This is a genomic window from Parendozoicomonas verongulae (assembly GCF_009711465.1).
Lineage (GTDB): Bacteria > Pseudomonadota > Gammaproteobacteria > Pseudomonadales > Endozoicomonadaceae > Sansalvadorimonas > Sansalvadorimonas verongulae.
The window spans coordinates 27,591-46,237 of the sequence record NZ_SMME01000868.1 but is presented as its reverse complement, the minus strand read 5'-3'; the positions used below and the strand labels follow the sequence as shown (position 1 = coordinate 46,237).

At 50.7% G+C, this 18,647-nt stretch carries 14 protein-coding genes; 7 read left to right on the top strand and 7 right to left on the bottom strand.

Annotated elements, in window-relative coordinates; genetic code table 11:
* Positions 1–96: 96 nt before the first annotated feature.
* From E1189_RS19675 to E1189_RS19665, 3 genes are read left to right on the top strand one after another with little or no spacing between them, the layout of a single operon-like run.
* Complete coding sequence (locus E1189_RS19675; RefSeq protein ID WP_155162736.1) at positions 97–1,560, top strand: glycosyltransferase family 39 protein; 1,464 nt, start codon at positions 97–99, stop codon at positions 1,558–1,560.
* A 27-nt stretch (positions 1,561–1,587) separates the two neighbouring features.
* Positions 1,588–2,832 carry a GtrA family protein gene (locus E1189_RS19670; protein WP_155162733.1) on the top strand — a complete coding sequence of 415 codons (1,245 nt, stop codon included), beginning with the start codon at positions 1,588–1,590 and terminating at the stop codon, positions 2,830–2,832.
* A gap of 3 nt (positions 2,833–2,835) precedes the next feature.
* Positions 2,836–4,080 (top strand): glycosyltransferase family 9 protein, encoded by a 1,245-nt coding sequence (locus E1189_RS19665; RefSeq protein WP_329602134.1) that lies wholly within the window; start codon positions 2,836–2,838, stop codon positions 4,078–4,080.
* 104 nt (positions 4,081–4,184) lie between these two features.
* On the opposite strand, the gene E1189_RS19660 is transcribed toward E1189_RS19665, so the two are convergent.
* Positions 4,185–5,555, bottom strand: coding sequence for an MBL fold metallo-hydrolase RNA specificity domain-containing protein (locus E1189_RS19660; protein ID WP_155162730.1), 1,371 nt, complete (start codon positions 5,553–5,555; stop codon positions 4,185–4,187).
* Positions 5,556–5,778: 223 nt separating this feature from the next.
* On the opposite strand from E1189_RS19660, the gene E1189_RS19655 reads away from it, so the two are divergent.
* Together E1189_RS19655 and E1189_RS19650 are read left to right on the top strand one after the other, a co-directional pair.
* A complete protein-coding gene (locus tag E1189_RS19655) occupies positions 5,779–6,420 on the top strand; it encodes a bifunctional 4-hydroxy-2-oxoglutarate aldolase/2-dehydro-3-deoxy-phosphogluconate aldolase (protein WP_155162728.1) in 642 nt (213 codons plus the stop codon).
* A gap of 457 nt (positions 6,421–6,877) precedes the next feature.
* On the top strand, positions 6,878–8,200 hold the full coding sequence (locus E1189_RS19650; protein WP_155162726.1) for a dicarboxylate/amino acid:cation symporter: 1,323 nt from the start codon (positions 6,878–6,880) through the stop codon (positions 8,198–8,200).
* Positions 8,201–8,257: 57 nt separating this feature from the next.
* Here the strand turns inward: E1189_RS19650 and cydC are convergent, their stop codons facing one another.
* The 3 genes from cydC to mtnN form a co-directional block, all read right to left on the bottom strand.
* Positions 8,258–9,955, bottom strand: coding sequence for a heme ABC transporter ATP-binding protein/permease CydC (cydC, locus tag E1189_RS19645; protein ID WP_155162724.1), 1,698 nt, complete (start codon positions 9,953–9,955; stop codon positions 8,258–8,260).
* The gene (gene cydD, locus E1189_RS19640) at positions 9,948–11,762 is read right to left on the bottom strand and encodes a heme ABC transporter permease/ATP-binding protein CydD (RefSeq protein ID WP_155162722.1); all 1,815 of its coding nucleotides are present in this window, start codon (positions 11,760–11,762) and stop codon (positions 9,948–9,950) included. The genes cydC and cydD overlap by 8 nt, the downstream gene beginning before the upstream one ends.
* A 152-nt stretch (positions 11,763–11,914) precedes the next feature.
* Positions 11,915–12,673: a 5'-methylthioadenosine/S-adenosylhomocysteine nucleosidase gene (gene mtnN, locus E1189_RS19635; protein ID WP_329602133.1), complete on the bottom strand. Its 759-nt coding sequence runs from the start codon at positions 12,671–12,673 to the stop codon at positions 11,915–11,917.
* 186 nt (positions 12,674–12,859) lie between these two features.
* On the opposite strand from mtnN, the gene luxS reads away from it, so the two are divergent.
* Together luxS and trmJ are read left to right on the top strand one after the other, a co-directional pair.
* On the top strand, positions 12,860–13,369 hold the full coding sequence (luxS, locus tag E1189_RS19630) for an S-ribosylhomocysteine lyase (RefSeq protein WP_155162720.1): 510 nt from the start codon (positions 12,860–12,862) through the stop codon (positions 13,367–13,369).
* A 127-nt stretch (positions 13,370–13,496) separates the two neighbouring features.
* Complete coding sequence (gene trmJ / locus E1189_RS19625; RefSeq protein WP_155162718.1) at positions 13,497–14,264, top strand: tRNA (cytosine(32)/uridine(32)-2'-O)-methyltransferase TrmJ; 768 nt, start codon at positions 13,497–13,499, stop codon at positions 14,262–14,264.
* Here the strand turns inward: trmJ and E1189_RS19620 are convergent.
* From E1189_RS19620 to relA, 3 genes are all read right to left on the bottom strand, one after another.
* Positions 14,253–15,116 (bottom strand): hypothetical protein, encoded by an 864-nt coding sequence (locus E1189_RS19620; protein ID WP_155162715.1) that lies wholly within the window; start codon positions 15,114–15,116, stop codon positions 14,253–14,255. The two genes, trmJ and E1189_RS19620, sit on opposite strands and share 12 nt — an antisense overlap.
* Positions 15,117–15,537: 421 nt before the next feature.
* Positions 15,538–16,356 carry a nucleoside triphosphate pyrophosphohydrolase gene (gene mazG / locus E1189_RS19615; protein ID WP_155162713.1) on the bottom strand — a complete coding sequence of 273 codons (819 nt, stop codon included), beginning with the start codon at positions 16,354–16,356 and terminating at the stop codon, positions 15,538–15,540.
* Positions 16,357–16,377: 21 nt separating this feature from the next.
* Positions 16,378–18,630, bottom strand: a complete 2,253-nt coding sequence (gene relA / locus E1189_RS19610; protein ID WP_155162711.1) for a GTP diphosphokinase — start codon at positions 18,628–18,630, stop codon at positions 16,378–16,380.
* Between the last annotated feature and the right edge of the window lie 17 nt (positions 18,631–18,647).

Sequence of the window (18,647 nt, the reverse complement as noted above, 5' to 3'; positions counted from 1 at the left end):
ATCCAGAATCCTCTTTTCACCGTTAGACAATGCACAAGTATCAACTCTCCAACGACTAAGTATTTCAGTACTTCTCTGATTTTCAGGATAATCCTTATGCAGCAGCAAGGGCGGCTTCACGCCTTGGGCATCATTATCGGCGTGCTCTTTATACATTTGGTGATGGCATCCGGCGTACCTCTGGGGGTCGATGAAGCCCATTACGCACTCTATGCGCTGCACCCGGCGCTTAGCTATTTTGACCACCCACCAATGGTCGGCTGGCTACAGATGCTGATTGCGCCACTGGGTTATGACGAGTTTACTGTCAGGCTTATACCTGCACTGCTTTATGCCCTGAGCAGCTATCTGGCGTTTCGAGTCAGTTATCGACTCTTTCCTGAAGGCCCTGCATATGTGGGGCTTCTCTCTGTTTTGCTGATAAATTCTGCCCCTATATTCCAATTGATGGGGTGGGGTCTGGTACCTGATTTGCCTTTAATGGCGTTAGGGCTGCTGTCACTGGAGCTGATTCTGAGTATTCATAAATACAATCAACACAAACACTGGATTGCACTGGGGGTTGTTTATGGTTTGGCTGGATTGAGCAAATACACGGCGGTTTTTTTACCCGCGGGTATGATCATTTTCATGATTCAGTACAACGGCCTCAAGTGGCTTAAGGGGCGGGGGCCATGGCTGGCAGCTCTGATTGCTCTGATAATCATTTCGCCGGTATTGATATGGAACGCTCAAAATGACTGGGCCTCTCTGGCCTATCAGTTTGATCGAGGAGTCGGAGTAAAAAGCTGGGCGGCAAGAAAAGTTGTTGCCATGCAGCTGGCCCAGGTGGTTCTGTATTCTGTTCTGGCGTATGTGGCGGCCATTGCCGCTATTGTCGCAGTATTGCGCAAAAATATTCCTGAACAGGACAGGGCATCTTGCTGGTTGATTATCTGGAGCGCTTTGCCGTTACTGCTCGTCGTCGGCTGGTCTGCAGGTGACGGTACTTTTCTACCTAACTGGCCAGCTTTAGGCTGGACATTGCTGGCGCCTTTATCCTCTTACTGGATCTGCCGGGGTTGGCACAAGCTCTGGGTCAAGTCCCTCGTGGTTGTCTCCTCTGTTCTATCACTCGCACTGATCAGTTTCCTGTTTATATTTCTGGCATTCATGCCCCTGTCGACCTTCCCTTTTATGTCGCCTTTGATAAAAGACCTTGTAGGATGGAATGAAGCGGCAAAACATGCCGTGGCACTCAAGCAGGAATGGCGAAAGGAGGAAGGCAGAGATCCGGTTCTGCTGATCGATAACTGGAGTAAAGCCAGCCGTATTGCCTGGTATGCCTACCCTGAGCCAGTCCAGCTAGTGACAGACCGTTTAACCCAGTTTGATTTCTGGCATGGCAAACCAGGGCCGGATACATACGGTATATTGATCCGCGATAAAAAATCTGCGCCAGAGAGTGGCCATCTCACACTCAAAGGTTTTTCCTGCTCGTTATTTGATCAGACCGAAGCAACTCTGGATAGAATCGTGATTAACAGGTTTCAGTTTTATCGCTGTGAACCCGCTCATTAAATAAAAAAACGCCATTGAGGGTAAACGATGTTGAAGATTTCAGGGGCTGACCTTAATCGGCCCCGTTCCATAGTTTTAATGGCCAGTGGGTTGCTATTGCCTTTAGTTGCCCTTTTGGCATTAACTTCCCTGAATACTACTGTTTTCTTTCAGATCAACAGCTGGAACGCCATGTGGCCTGTACCTGACGTCTGGGTAGTTCTGACCAACCTGGGGGATGGATTTTTTCTTTTCCCCCTTGTGATGCTCCTTTTCTGTAAAAAGCCGGATAAGCAGCTGGCAGTTATATTCACTATGCTGGCTGGCGCTATTTTTATCAATGGTGCCAAAGCGTTGTTTGGAAGCATAAGGCCGGTTGGTGTTTTGGGTGTTGATGCTGTCCATGTACTGGGGCCGGTATTAAAAGCACATTCTCTGCCTTCTGGTCATACCGCAACTGTTTTTCTTGCGGCAGGTCTGGCACTTCTGTATTTGCGAGGCTGGCTCCGGTCCCTGGTCGTACTGATTGCAACCCTGTGTGCACTCTCCCGGAGTGTTGTTGGAGCACACTGGCCCCTAGATTTGGCTCTGGGAGCCTGGGTGGGTATTATGTCGGCCGTAGTAGGAGATTATCTCGTTAGTAAGACAAACTCAGGCATAAAAGCCCGGATTGCCTTTATTTTACTTGGGCTGCTGTGCGTAGGCCTTCTCCCGTTATATGACAATGGTTTTCGTACATTTACCGTAGTTGTTTACCAGCAAATAGTGCTTGCTGTGCTGGCACTCGCGGGATCTGTCTATTGTGCAGTTTCTCTCTATCAGGATGAACTGAAAAGTCGCGTTAAACAGCCTGGAACTTTGTTGAATAAGTTGTTCTGTCAAGGACAGAGGTTCATCAAATTTGGTTTGGTAGGCGCCAGTGGATTTGTTGTGGACATGGGGGTATATACCTTGATCGGTCAATGGCTGGGAGCGCCCCACCTGGTTGCCAGAGGCGGGTCGTACTGGGTTGCAGCCAGCTGGAACTGGTTCTGGAACCGAACCTTCACATTTTCCCATGCCCCAAGGGAAAAGAAGCTGAAGCAGTGGGGTAAATATCTGAGCATGTGTCTGGTTAGCTTTATTCCTAACTGGGGCTCCTATTATTTACTGACAACATTTATCCCTTTCTTTACGCAATACAAGCAATTGGCACTTTTTGTCGGCGTCCTTGCTGGTATGCTGTTCAACTTTACCATTGCGTCTACATTTGTCTTTTACAGGACAAAAGTCCAGCATGGTCTGAGGAATTAGTCTGTGAAAGTTGATACCATGCGTTGGGTGGATCGTTATATCGGCGTCCCCCTATGTTATCTATTGAAACTGATATTTTGGCCGTTTGACTGGTTGCAGCGCAACAAAACAACGAACTCCAGAAATGTTCTGTTTATTGAATTGTCTGAAATGGGCAGCGCGATCCTTGCCGATCCTTCCATGCGCTGGCTGAAAGAACAAGGCAAAACACTGCATTTTGTTATCTTTGAAAAGAACGCAGCGAGCCTGAAACTGCTTAACACCATTGATCGAGAAAATATTTTTCTAATCAAGGCCGACACCTTTTTCAGCCTTGCCATAAGCAGCCTGCAGTTTCTGATATGGTGCCGGAAAAAGAAAATTGACACCGTTATTGACCTTGAACTGTTCTCTCGAGTGACATCCATTCTGAGTCGGCTCAGTGGGGCGGATAACCGGGTCGGGTTTGATCGCGTGCATGAAGAAGGCCTCTACCGGGGGAACTACCTTACCCATCCGGTGATGTACAATCCGCACCGCCATATATCCAAAAACTTTATGACTCTGGTACAGGCTTCACTGAAAAGCCCTCATCAGCCTTATCAGAAAAATATCAATGAGGAGCCCATCAAGCTGGCACGGGCCGAGATTAATCCTGATTTGCGGATGTCTGTGATTCGCAAAATCAAAACACTCTACAGTGATTATCAGCCTGATAAACAGCGTCTGGTACTTATTAACCCCAATGCCAGCGATTTACTTCCCCAGCGCCGGTGGATGAAAGACCGTTATGTGAAAGTGATTCAGGCCTTGCTGGCAGAGTATTCTGATATTCTGGTAGTTATCACAGGTGCACCAAGTGAGCGCCCTGAAGCAGATATACTGAAGATGCAGGTTAGCCATGGCCGATGTGTCAACAGTGCCGGGGTATTTGAGTTCAACGAGCTGGTACCTCTGTACTCTATTTCAGAGATAATGTTATCCAATGACTCAGGGCCTCCTCATTTTGCCTCGGTAACCGACTTAAAAACGTTTGTGATTTTTGGCCCTGAGACGCCAGCGCTTTATGGCGCCCTCGGAAACTCAACGCCTATCTATGCCAATTTGCCCTGCTCCCCCTGTGTCAGTGCCGGTAATCATAGAAAAACAAGTTGTACCGATAACCAGTGCCTGAAAGCGATTGATGTCCAGCAAGTACTCAATACCCTGAGGCCAGCGCTGAGCTCAACCCGAACCGTTGAAGAGAAGTTGATATTGCAAACGTATTAGAGACTCACACTGCTGTCATTCCGCAGAGTGATCTCTCTATCAATAATCACAAACACGAAAATGCCCACATCTTGCATGTGGGCATATCTGTACCAGCAGTGAGCTCACGCCCCATCTGGAATAACAACCAAATCCTTCATACAAGCCACTTCAACCTCCCAGCCAAACCGCTCCCGGATATGCTGGGCCAAACCTTCGGAAGATTCTTGCGTACCATGATTGATCAACACCTTTTTAGGTGCCTGCCGCACACCGCCCAGCCAGCTAAGAATCTCTTCATAATCTCCATGAGCTGAGAGGTTATCGATTCTATGCACGCTGGCTTTCACTGGCACATCCTGCCCAAATATCCGAATACTCTCACAGCCATTCAACAGTTTCTCACCACGTGTTCCCGGTGCCTGAAAACCCATCAGTACAATGCTGTTGCGGTGGTCAGGAGCCAGCGTATTTAGGTGATGTACAACCCTCCCGCCACTGGCCATGCCGCTGGCAGAAATAATAATGGCAGGATAACGGCTTTTATTGAGAGCGATGGAATCATCAACAGTACGCACGTAGCGGGTATTGGCATCTATACGAGCGCAGTCTTCTTGAGTGAGTTTGTGCTTTTGGTGATTTTTGCAGAACATTTCTGTGGCTGTAATCGCCATGGGGCTATTCAGATAAACGGGAATATCCTGAGCTATCCGGCCACTGTCTTTCAGTTGCTGAATCATGTGCAGTACCAGCTGAACACGGCCAACGGCAAAGGCGGGAATAAGCACCGAGCCGCCCTGCTTCATGGTGCGGTTTATAATTTTCTCCAGCTGAGGCAGAGGGTCTATGTCCTGATGCAACCTGTCACCATAAGTAGATTCCAACACCAGCCAGTCAGCTCTGGGCACGGGCTCAGGCGGGTACATCACAGGGTCGTTCATACGACCGATATCACCGCTAAACACCAGCATATGCTTGCCATTAAACAGCTCTACACTGGCAGCGCCAAGAATATGTCCTGCACGGTGAAAGCGCATGGTCAGCTTACCGGGCAATTCATACTGTTTATGAAATTCCCGCACCTGAAACAGCTTCAACGAACGTCGAGCGTCTTCTTCCGTGTACAAAGGCATCGCCGGGCTATGCCGGGAAAAGCCTTTCTTGTTAGCAAAGCGGGCATCTTCTTCCTGCAGAAACCCTGCGTCTGGCAACAGGACCTTGCACAGATCATAGGTTCCAGGACTGCAGTAAACAGGCCCTTCGTAACCCTGGCGAACAAGCGCTGGCAGATAGCCACTGTGATCAATATGAGCATGGGTGAGCACTATGGCATCGAGTTGATTAACAGGAATCGGAAACTTTTGCCAGTTACGCTCCCTTTCGTTTTTCACTCCCTGATACAAACCGCAATCTACAAGTATGCGACGCCCATGGGATGTCACCAAAGACTTGGAACCCGTTACAGAGCCTGCACCACCGAAAAACTGCAACTGCATAACCTGTTTCCTTTTTCCTTGCCTGATTCCCATGATAACGGCTTTTACGAATCACTATATTGATCTGATACGTACAACCACCTACCCCACAATAAGTTCATCAGTGAACGGATTTTCACCGCACGGCACTTTTTCCTTCAGGATTCTGTATAAAGGTGCCATTGCCCTGCGTAAACTCACAGATAAACTGTTTTAACCCCTTTCGTTCTGAGCAGGTTTGGTTATGAAAGATGAGCTTCAAGAGATTATCGATCAGGCGCAATCCATCATACCCTTGATGGTCATTGACTCACTCGAACAGGCCCTTCCTATGGCACAAGCCTTAAAGGATGGCGGGCTTACTGTTTTTGAAGTTACCCTCCGCACAGCCTGTGCTCTTGATGCTATTAAACTTCTGAAGAAGAACATGCCAGAATGCTCCATCGGTGCAGGAACGGTTATTAATACCGATCAGTTCCAGCAAGTGGCCTGGGCAGGTGGAGATTTTATAGTCTCCCCCGGAATGAACGACGACATGATCAACATGGCTCAGGATATGGCTATTCCCTTCATTCCTGGCGTAGCAACCCCCAGTGATGTAATGACAGCAGTCAATGCCGGATTCGAAATTCTTAAATTCTTCCCTGCAGAGCAATACGGTGGAGCAACTGCTCTGAAAGCACTGGCGGGCCCTTTCCGGGAAATCACGTTCTGTCCAAGTGGAGGCATCAATATCAACAATGCTCCAGATTATCTTGCTCTCCCTAACGTGACCTGTGTAAGTGGCTCGTGGATTTTTCCGAAGGATGCTGTTGCAAGAAATGATTGGGGCACTATCACAGAGTTAGCAAGAGAAGCCTCAAAACTCAACCTCTCCCAACAGTGACTCTTTTGCCCTGGAGCGCAGGGCCCACCGCGCTCCAGGGCTTTCATATAAAGCGCAAAACTTCCCCCTGAAAACAAAGTAAAACCAGCACATAACACTCAAACTAGGCACGATCAACAAAAAAAATACACGACATATGCCATGTTTAGTGACAGACCCTCCTGATATTTTGCCCAAAGTCAGCCTTACAAAATCCATACCGTTCGGCAACTTTGTCTTTAGATCTGCATTTTTTAGATCACCGTCAGCCTCGTTTTTTTGCTGACCCTCCGGAAAGAAATAACCCTTCAAAGCACTTTCCTCCGAACGGACCTTACGAACCCATAGTTCAGGCTCTGATAAGCCACCGGCGTCACGCGAAGGTTAACCCCATCCCGTGCCGGCCGCTGACTCTTTACGGCTTTCTGATACAGACCTGACTTATGGCTTCGTCCAACTTATATAAAGGAAAGACTGAATGCCTGCAATTCGACGCTGGAATACCCTATCACTGACGTCCAAAGTTCTTATCGGCATGGTACTGGGCGTAAGCCTCGGCCTGATTTCAAGAAACGTCTTCTCAAATAGCACTTTCGTACACACCTACATCACCGATGGTCTTTTTCTGGTGATTGGAAAAATCTTCATCACCTGCTTGAAGATGCTGGTTGTCCCTCTGATTTTCACCTCTTTGGTGTGTGGTACCTGCTCCCTGCGTGATGCAACATCCCTTGGTCGCCTGGGCCTGAAAACCATTGGTGTTTATCTGATAACCACAGCCATTGCTATCACACTGGCAATACTCGGTGGCCTGCTGGTTCAGCCAGGTGTTGGTGCAAACCTGGAATCCACCCATGCCTTTGCCAGCAAGCCCGCACCTGCTCTGAGCGAAGTCTTGATAGGCATGTTCCCCAGCAACCCTATTGCGTCCATGGCCAGTGGCAATACTCTGCAGGTTATTGTATTCGCGCTGCTGTTTGGCATATCTATTGCCGCATCGGGCAAAAAAGGCCAAAAGGTAGCCGACCTGTTTATATCCCTGAATGAAGTGATGATGAAACTGGTCGCCCTGCTGATGAATGTGGCGCCCTACGGTGTGTTCGCACTGATGGCCCACCTGTTCACTACCATCGAATTTGGCGCCATCGGCAACCTTGCCAAATACTTTGTACTGCTACTGGGCGTTCTGGCTGCACACTTGCTGATCACCTACTGCTCCCTGCTGAAGCTTGCAGGTGGTTTGAGCCCGCGTATCTTCCTGAAGAAAATGGAAGATGCCATGATGTTTGCTTTCAGCACCGCATCCAGTAATGCAACTTTGCCTGTCACTATGGAAACCGTGACCCAGCGCTTAGGTGTTTCTAACCGTGTGTCGTCTTTCACTATCCCGCTGGGTGCCACTATTAATATGGATGGCACAGCGATTATGCAGGGCGTGGCAACTGTCTTTATCGCACAGGCTTACGGCATTCCTCTAACCACCGGTGATTACCTTACTGTGATTATGACCGCTACACTGGCTTCAGTTGGAACGGCCGGTGTACCCGGCGTTGGTCTGGTCATGCTGGCTATGGTGTTGCAGCAGGTTGGCCTGCCGCTGGAAGGTGTAGCACTGATTATGGGGGTGGATCGCCTGTTGGATATGACCCGCACTGCCATGAACGTAGCCGGTGACTGTGCGGTGACCTGCGTGGTGGCAAAGTCAGAAGGCATGCTGGATGTTGATGTATTCAATGATCCCCAGGCCGGCGTGCAAGAAGAGCATATCGACTTCCATCGTATTAATGCTGAGGCAACTTGAACCTTATATAGGCGACAGACGCGGTGGAGCTTTATGCTCCACCGGCCTTCAGCTCAATCAGCTACTAACAGCGACAATCCGCTCAACTAGCTCCAGTGCCGCAGGGCGATGGGTGACAACCAGCAAGGTTTTCCCCAGCAGCTCCTCATTCAGCACTGCAATCATGCGCCCTTCTGTATCGGGATCCAAACCTTCGGTTGGTTCATCTAACAGAACAAAACGACACTCAGGATCACGCATGCGCAGCAGTACACGGGCCAGCCCTATGCGACGCTGCTCCCCTCCGGAGAGAGATTGTCCTGCGGCCCCCAGCCAGATATCCAGCAATTCCGCTTCCGGTGCGATATGACTCAGCCTGACCTCCTCCAACAGCTCCAGCAGGGATTCATCACTGGGCTTTGGCATTTCAGGTGTGCAGGCCATCAGCAGATTATCCCGTAGTGTTGCACTGAACAGGTGAATACGCTGAGGCATAACGGCCATTTGTCTGCGCAGATCAGATTCCGAATAACTGTCCAGCAAGCTGTCATTCAGCATAATCTGGCCATCACAGGGCCAGTCCCGACTCAGCAACTGCAAGATGGTGGATTTACCACAACCGGTTGGGCCTGTGAGTGCTACTCGCTCATTCGGTTCCAGGGTCAGGTTAAAATTCTGTAAAACCGGATCGCTGGTTGGATAGGTAAAGTGAATACCGGTGAGTTCCAGCCTGCCTGCAGACAGGATATCGGGCTCACCCGTACCCTGGGAAGCGCGAGGAAACACGACAGCGGGTTTCTGCTCCGCGACTTCTGTCAGCCGTGCCGCCGAGCGACGGGTCTGCCCCAGCATCTGAAAGGCACCGGGCAAAGGCATAATAGCTTCAAAGGCTGCCAGAGTGGCTAACACCAGCATCACGACCAGTGGGCCAGCCAGCCCTGTGGTTTCCTTATCCAGTATTCCCAGCCAGAGCACACCCGCTACGGTGACACCTGTCAGCAGCGTAACCAGAAACAGGGAAAAACCTGTGACACTGGCGATACGCTGCTCGTCATTGAATACCTGCTGCTCTGCCTCCTCAATACGCGCGCGATAACGACCAGTGGCTCCGGAGAGGTGCAGTTCTGTCTGACCGGAGACAAAGTCCAGCAGGCGGGTACGCAGCACCCCCCGTGTACGAGCAAGGTTATCGCCGGGTTTACTGCCCAAACGGTAAAACAACCCTGGCAAAACCAGTACAATCACACCCAGCACAACAGCCAGAAACAAAGCGACATCTGTTGTGAAAATGACACTGAGAATCACCAGCGCAAGGCTTGCCATAACAGCCAGCATCAGTGGGCTGATCAACCGTAAGTAGAGGCCATCAAGGGTATCAATGTCAGCCACCAGCCGGTTCAGCAAATCTCCCTGACGAAAACGCCTCAACCCGGCGGGAGCCAGAGGCTCCACCTTTTCAAAAAACCAGACTCGCAAACCAGCCAGCAGATGAAACGTTGCATCGTGGGTCACAATCCGTTCACCGTAACGACCTGCCGTCCGGGCAATGGAAAAGCCCCGCACACCGGCACCGGGAGTAAAAAAGTTAAACACCTGAGCCGTTGCGACACTTAATCCGGCAATGGCTGTGGCTGTAATAAACCAGCCAGACAAAGCCAGCAAGCCGACACTGGCCACGAGGGTCGCCAGGGCGAGCAGGTAGCCAGCCGTAAAGCGCCCGCCATAGTGCCCAGTGAGGCGCAGATAAGGCCAGAGGTCTCGTAATGCCTCAAACATAAGTCACCTCTTCGCTGTCTTCAAACGCTCTGGTTTCTATCGTATTGAGCTGCTGCCAGTAGCTACTCATATGCTGAAATTCTGTGCTTGTTTCCAACAGTTCATGCCTGGAACCGCAGGCCACAGCACGGCCATCTTTCAGCATCAGGATGGTATCAACAGAAGTCAGGCTTTCCGGATGGTGGCTGACAGTGACAATCGTTCGCCCTGCCGCTGAAGCATCCACGGCATCGCTGACAATGCTGGCACTGCGACTGTCGAGGCTGGCCGTTGGCTCATCCAGCACCAACAGTTGAAAAGGTTTGATCAAGGCTCTGGCCAACGCCACACGCTGCGCCTGCCCAACAGACAATCCGGCGGAAGCATCACCGATAACACTCTTTAAACCCTTGGGAAGACGCTCCAGAAACTCATTGATATGAGCGGTTTTTATCACCTCATTCACCTGCCCATCACTGGCATCAGGGGCGGCCAGCACAATATTTTCCCTCAACGTACCGTGGAATAACTGAGGGTTCTGCCCCAGCCATGCCACCTGTTGTCTCCAGCTCTCCAGATTGAGGTTACGCAGAGAAATACCATTCACCAGTACCGTCCCTTCATAGGGCATAAACCCGAGCAGCACATTCAGCAGAGTGGTTTTTCCCGCACCAGATTCCCCGATAATGGCCAGCCGTTTTCCAGGGGCAATATCAAAGGAAATATCATCGAGAATACGACGACCGCTCGCTGTCACGACAGACACGTTCTGAAAAGAGATCCCTGCAGCCTGCTGCGCAGGGCATTGTGTTTCACCTGCGCTTAACTCGGAAGGAGCTTCTTTCAGAAACGTTTCAATATCATCTGCTGCACCAATGGCGTCAGCCTTAGCATGGTAGTGAGTGCCCAGATCCCGCAAAGGCAGGTAATACTCAGGGGCCAGCAATAACAGAAACAGGCCGGTAAACAGCGTCAGGTGGTTACCCCAAAAGCCAAAGTTCAAATGGCCCAGATAACTCATCCCCAGATACACGGCGGTCATGGCAATGGACACCGCTGTAAAAAATTCCAGCACCGTTGATGAGAGAAACGCCATGCGCAAAACCTGCATGGTCTTATCACGGAAAGATTCAGCAGCCGAAGCAATGGCTTGTTTTTCCTGCTGGCTTTGATCGAAGAGTTTGAGGGTGGAAAGACCCTGGAGGCGGTCGAGGAAATGAGCACTGAGGCGGGACAGCGCCTGCACATTACGACGACTGGCCGCAGCAGCACGATTCCCGACAAAAATCATAAACAGGATAATCAGTGGTGCCGTAAACAAAAGTATTAACGCCACGGCCCAGCTGAAAGGTGCCACAAGAATGACAGTGAGCACAGGCAGCACCCGCACCATCATCATCTGGGGCAGGTAGCTGGCATAGTAATCGTGAAGATTATCCACCTGTTCCATAATCAGGGTGAGCCAGCTGCCCGCTTGTTTGTCTGCAAGAATGGCCGGGCCGGAAGCCGAGACTTTATCCAGAATCTCACTGCGCAGACCCTGACGCAGTTCAGCGCCGGCCCTGTGACCGGCCAGCTCTCGCTCTCTTGCGCACAGGGCACGCCCTAATCCACAGCCAATCAGCAATACAAAGGGAAGGATAAGATCCGCGGCCGGGGTTCCCCCCATCACTGCCTGATCAATAATCCAGGCCAGCAGAGCTGCCTGAATGACCACAAAAAAATACTGGCCAAATCCAAAAGCCACAGTGCGACCAATCAATGGACGAACCGCTGCCTGACGGAGCTGGAGCCAGGACTGCAATACCTGTTCCCGTTCCTTATGCATTCAATACCTGCTTGACTTTATAAACACAAAATCTAAAGGGCATGTATTGTACGCATCTGCAGGCTTTGTACCTAGTGTGTATTCACTACCCTTCCAATTGATTTACTCAATACTACTTATTAAATTTACAAATGTGAGAATTTTGGAAGTTACTAAGCCGCTTCCCGATCGGAAGTGGCGTCCAGCGCAATCTGGTGCACAATCGCCTGAATCATATCTGCAGAGTGAGTCGCTGCTGTTTCCAGAAACTGGTCAAAGCTTACGTTGGACTCTTTGCCAGCAATATCAGACAGAGAGCGAATCACCAGAAACGGTACACCCATCTGATGGCAAACCTGCGCAATAGCAGCAGCTTCCATCTCAATAGCGGTAGAGCCCGGGAAACGCTCGCGCACCACATTTACCTGAGAAGCGCTCTGCATAAAGGAGTCGCCCGTCAGAATCAGACCCTGGCCAATGCGGTAATCTTTTCCCTCTTCTTTTTCTTTCAACCCTTCCAAGGCTTTCACAGCCTTTTTCACCAGATCATCACAGGGCATAAAGGCCGGTGGCAGTTGCGGCACCTGACCGAACTCGTAACCAAAGGCGGTTACGTTCACATCGTGGTGACGCACCTCTGTGGAAATCACCACATCACCCACGTTGTAGGAATGATCCATACCACCGGCAGAGCCAGTGTTCAAAATAGCGGATGGCTGAAAACGATCGATAAGAATCGTGGTCCCGATAGCAGCATTTACTTTGCCGATACCGCACTTCTGCAGAACAACGGGTGTGCCGTCCAGCTCACCCTGATAAAAGGTTACGCCCCCCAGAGACATTTCCTGCCTATTTTCCAGTGCTGCGCGCAGCTGATCAACTTCCTGATCCATTGCGCCAATAATACCAACAGGTTTCTTCTCTCTGGTCACTACTGAAGACCTTCTCTATTACCGTGTAAGTGTCGTGTACATTACCAAGCAGAGAGGCGGCAGCACATTAGGAGTGATCACGCATTTTCCCGTCAATTATTGAAATGGAGTTCTGTCACCAACCAGACAGACTGCGTATAATCGCGGCCTTCCCCCGCTCTGGCTGTGATAATAAGGAGCCGCAGTATGCCTTTGCTCGATAGTTTCCGTGTTGACCACACCCGCATGCAGGCACCCGCCGTACGAGTTGCCAAAACCATGACAACTCCCGGTGGCGACACCATTACCGTTTTCGACCTGCGCTTCACCATTCCAAACAAAGACATGCTGTCAGAGCGTGGCATCCACACTCTGGAGCATCTGTTTGCAGGCTTTATGCGTGACCATCTCAATGGCGAGAGTGTTGAGATTATTGATATCTCTCCCATGGGCTGTCGCACTGGCTTTTATATGAGCCTGATCGGTACTCCCGCTGAAGGACAGGTTGCAGACGCCTGGACAGCATCTATGAACGATGTGCTGAAGGTTCCCGGTGAAGATGATATTCCTGAACTGAATGAATACCAGTGCGGCACTTATACTATGCACTCTCTGGATGATGCTAAAAGCATTGCCAAAGCTGTTCTGAAAAGCGGTATCAGCATCAATTCCAACGAGGAATTGCATCTGAGTGAAGAGTTTCTGGCTGACGCTTAGGGCCTGTTGTCACTCTTCCGGTGATTGTGCTGATCGCTAAAATGATCTTCTAACTCTTCTCGAAACACTCACCCAACCGGAGATTTCACGTATAATCTCCGGTTTTTTCGTATCTGAAAGCTTCCCCATGCTTGATTCCATCCGTATCGTAATGCTTCGCACCTGGCACCCGGGCAATATTGGATCGGCCCTGCGCGCCATGAAAACCATGGGCCTCACCCGACTGGTTCTGGCGGACCCCAATGAGTGGCCCCACGGTGATTCTAAAAGCATTGCCACCAGTATGGCGGCCGGGGCTGCGGATATGCTGGATAACGTAGACGTAGTCAGTTCTCTGGAAGAGGCTATCGATGGCTGCAATCTGGTGATTGGCACATCTGCTCGAAGCCGCAGCTTTCCCTGGCCGATGCTCACCAGCCGTCAGTGTGGCGAGAAACTTGTGAAAGAGGCGAAAACTGGCGAAGTAGCCTTAGTGTTCGGTCAGGAAACGTCCGGGATGACCAATGAGGAGCTGCAGCAGTGCCACTTCCATGTCTCTATTGATGCCAATCCGGATTACCCGGTACTGAATGTGGCATCTGCCGTTCAGATTCTTTGTTACGAGGTGCGTCAGGCTCTGCTGGCCCAGCAAGAGAAACAGGAAGAGACAGAGGATGCTGCACCTTATCCTGATACTCGTCAGATGGAGTTGTTCTACGAGCAGCTGGAACTGGCTCTGGGAGATATTCACTTTATCATTCGCCAACACCCCGGCAAGATCATGACCAAACTGCGTCGCTTCTTTAACCGCGCCCGCCCGGAGCAGGAAGAGATAAATATTCTGAGGGGAATGTTGAGCCGCATTCGTCAGAACGCGGCTGTAAAAGACGACAAAGAAGAGTCATCAGGAAGGTAACAGCTTGCGCAGGCCCGGATCTTCAAGGATATGGGCCAGCTGCGCAGCGTAAGTCACAAATTTCACTTCCCTCCCCTGATAACGCACAGCACCATTAGGCATAGATGGCCCAACGTCCTGTGGCTCCAGATGGAAAGAACGCGCCAGACGAGTCCCATCACTGGTGGCACACAAACCGCCGATATAATTCACATGGTCGTAGTGGCGGCCCAGGTAACGGATGATTTCCATAATCAGTCGGCCTGCGGCCAAACGACTTGCGCCGTATAGCGAATAGATATACAGGCAGTGGGGTTCGTGGGGGGAAACAATATCGTCCAGAGCAATAGAGGCTTCTTCTCGCTTGGCATGAATCAACTGCCAGAACACTTCCTCCTTGAGAGGCAACGCAACAACATGACCAAAGTAATGGCTGTGTTTACGGCAAACAATGCTGAGTCGATTACAGCGATTTACCCAGCCCGCTAGCCGGTTTCTGTCGGTGGATACAGAACTTTCATAAATAGCATCATCATACTCTGTAATCATATCGAGGAACGGGTGATGCTCTGGGGCAGCCGTCAGATTTTCCAGCCGGTAGCGCCGCCCCTCCTGCTCAGGAAAGGTACCCACCTTGTGTCCCAGCTTGGGGGAATTCAGATAATGACGAGTCAAATATTCCATTGACTGATCAGGGGTCAAAATCTGGGAGCGGCTGGAACGGAACGGAAATATCTTTTCCACGTCATCATGGAAGTATGCAATCACCTGACGCTGACGTTCGCCCGTGGGCTCTGTGGTGGCACGTTCCCAGCGACTGATTGTCACGGAATCAATACCGGACAAAACCGGTGAATAGCATGATAAAGCCATGGCGAGCCGATCTTGTGTCAGACCGGCTTCCTTGCGCCGTTTTTTCAGATATGATCCGAAATTCTCCAGCATGAATACTGCCCTTTCTCTTCCATTTCGACCTTAGGCTGTTTCAAGTACAGCTCTAGGTATGGCTACCTATTTCACATGTCCACATCGTGGCATACCAACCTATCAGCCGCGGGTGTACGGACCAAATAAGTTTTCGTTTTTACGTAGTGCTACATAGTGAACTAGGCAGAGAGAAAAACATTGTCTTATGCCAAGAAATGCCTTGTTTTTTATCGTCCTCTAGAAATATTTACCCAATCACAAAACAGTCTTGGAGAAAGGTATAATCGAAGTGTTTAGCTATCCTGCCAGTAAGTATCCGGACTATTGCTCTTGCATAATGATGTGGCGTCTTTTCCGCACGATCGAGTCAAAAACCCGCTTCTTTTGCTTTATCCCAAAAGCGGTCCAGCTCTTCGAGAGTACAATCTTTCATCTCTTTACCCTGCGCTAAAACAGCCTGTTCAATAAAGGCAAACCGCTTACGAAATTTCTGATTACAGCCCCGTACAGACTGCTCCGCATCAACTTTCAAGTGTCGGGCCATATTGGTTGCTGCAAACAGAAAATCCCCTACTTCCGAAGCCACGGCGTCCTGATCGCCTTGTTCAATCGCTTCTTCTATCTCGGTAATCTCTTCCTTGAGTTTAGCGATAACAGGACGTACATCAGGCCAGTCAAAGTTTACTCTGGCAGCTTTGTCCTGCAGTTTCTGTGCAATAACAAGAGCAGGGAGGTTGTTAGAGATGCCATCCAATAAAGAGGCATTCTCTTTTTGCTCTTTCTCCTGAGCCTTAATATTCTGCCAGGCCTCCCTTACCTCGTCTGCCGTCAGTTCAGGAGTATCTGTTTGTGTGAGTGAGCCATTTGGAAAGATATGAGGATGGCGTCGTACAAGCTTTTCCGCCAGCTTTTGTACAACACTGGAGAAATCAAAAGCTCCCTGCTCCAGCTCACTCGCCATTTGTGCGTGGTACACCACCTGAAACAGCAAATCCCCCAGTTCCTCTTTCAGGTGAGCCATATCATCCCGTTCAATGGTATCCACCACTTCATAGGCTTCTTCAAGGGTATAGGGCGCAATCGTGCGGAAGGTTTGCGCTTTATCCCAGGGGCAGCCGGTTTCAGGATCACGAAGACGAGCCATGATGGCCAGCAGGTCATTAAGGGTGTATTGATTTTGTTTCATCGCAAAGCAGCACTCAAGCTATCAGGCAGTCTTCACAGTCTGGCGATCCCGATGGGCATCCAGAATATTAGGCAACTGATTGAGCTTTGCTAACACCTTACCCAGTGTTTCAAGGCTGGAAATATCCAGAACAAACGACATCTTCGCCATATTGTCTGCCAGATTCGTGTTGGTTCTCATATCCCGCACATTCACCTTTTCATTGGCAATCACAACAGTAATATCGCGAAGCAGCCCCGGACGGTCATAGGCATCAATCACAATACGCACCGGGTAAGTGGATTCCTGCTTCTGTCCCCAGCTCACCTCAATCACCCTGTCCGGTTCCTGCTCACGAAGCTGGAGTGCATTGGTACAATCCATACGGTGAACAGATACACCGCGCCCAAGGGTGATATAGCCAATAATCGGATCACCGGGCACAGGGTGGCAGCACCTGGCCATCTGAGTCATCAGATTACCAACACCTTCTACACTGATGTCGCCATCGCCATGCACCTGTTTGCTGGGCCGAGGTTTGAATACGAATGTATCTTTTTCTTTCTCCGGTTCGATCAAACGCTGGGCAGCATGAACAACCTGCAGAGTCCGCAGATCACCAGCCCCTACCTTGGCCAGCATCTCATCCACATCCTGCAGTTTGATGGAATGCGCCAGTGCGGCAAAGTCCACACCTGAAATACCCATCCGCTTGAATTCTGCTTCCAGCATGCCGCGACCCGCCGAGATATTGGAGTCTCGATCCTGCTGACGGAACCAGCTGACAATTTTCGCCCGGGCACGGCTGGTGCCAACATAGCCAAGGTTAGAGTTCAGCCAGTCACGACTCGGGGTAGCGTTTTTGGCGGTAAGGATCTCCACCTGATCGCCGGTTTTCAACTGACTGTTCAGGGGAATAATACGGCCTGCGACCTTGGCTCCCCGGCACTTATTGCCCACCTCTGTGTGCACACGATAGGCGAAGTCAATAGGCGTAGCGCCAACGGGCAGGTCCACCACATGGCCATCCCGTGTGAATACATACACACGATCCGGCTCCACATCCAGACGCCACTGGTCCGCCAGTCCTTCCATGCCCTGACCGATTTCTTCCTGCCAGTCCAGCACCTGACGCAGCCAGTTGAGCTTCTCCTCGTAGCTGTCGCTTTCGCTGTTGGTGTCGGTGCCTTTGTATTTCCAGTGGGCACATACGCCCAGCTCTGCCTCTTCGTGCATGGCATGGGTACGAATCTGCACTTCCAGAGTTTTCCCAGATGGCCCTACAACGGCTGTGTGCAGAGACTGATAGCCATTCTCTTTTGGGGTGGCAATGTAGTCGTCAAACTCTTTGGGAATATGGTTCCACAGGGAGTGCACAATGCCCAATGCGGCATAACATTCCTGTACTTGATCTACATAAATACGCATGGCGCGGATATCATACAGCTCGCGGAATTCCACGCCCTTGCGCTTCATCTTCCGCCAGATACTGTAGATGTGTTTTACCCGACCACTGACTTCAGCCGTAATCCCTTCAGCAGCCAGTGCATTACGGATGCTGTCCATGGTGTCCTGAATATACTGTTCACGGTCGAGGCGCTTTTCATCCAGCAGGCGGGCAATCTTTTTGTAATCCTGGGGTTTGAGATAGCGGAACGCCAGATCTTCCAGCTCCCACTTGATATAACCGATACCCAGACGGTGAGCAAGAGGCGCGTAAATCTCAAACACTTCCCGGGCTACTCGCTGACGACGCTCACGGTCGGCATTTTTCACGGCACGAATCGCACAGGTCCGTTCCGCCAGCTTGATCAAGGCCACCCGCACATCGTCCACGATAGACACCAGCATTTTGCGGACTTTCTCCAGCTGATCCTGCTGCTGCCCCAGCACCTGAGTGCGAGCCGGGTTCTGAATGGCGCTGATCACCGCCATACCCAGAACACCTTTGATCAGGCGTACTACCTCAGAGCCAAAGCGGTCTTCAATCACGTCCAGACTCAGGCGGTGCTCCCTCACGGTACGATACAGCACCGCAGCAATCAGGGAGGTTTGGTCCAGCTTCAGTTCCGCCAGAATATCTGCCATCTGCAAACCAATGGCCAGCAACCCCTGCTGATCAGACCAGACACTCCCCTTTCCAGGGCGCATCGCTGCTTCCCGGGCCATTTCGCAAGCATCACGCACAGCCTGCTCGTCCTTGAGGGTGACGTGGCTTTTCTGTTTGGTCAGCCAGGAGTTGATATCTATCGCACCATCCGGTGTGACCGGGTGATCTTCACGCACCTTAACCATAAGGATTCCGCTTTAAC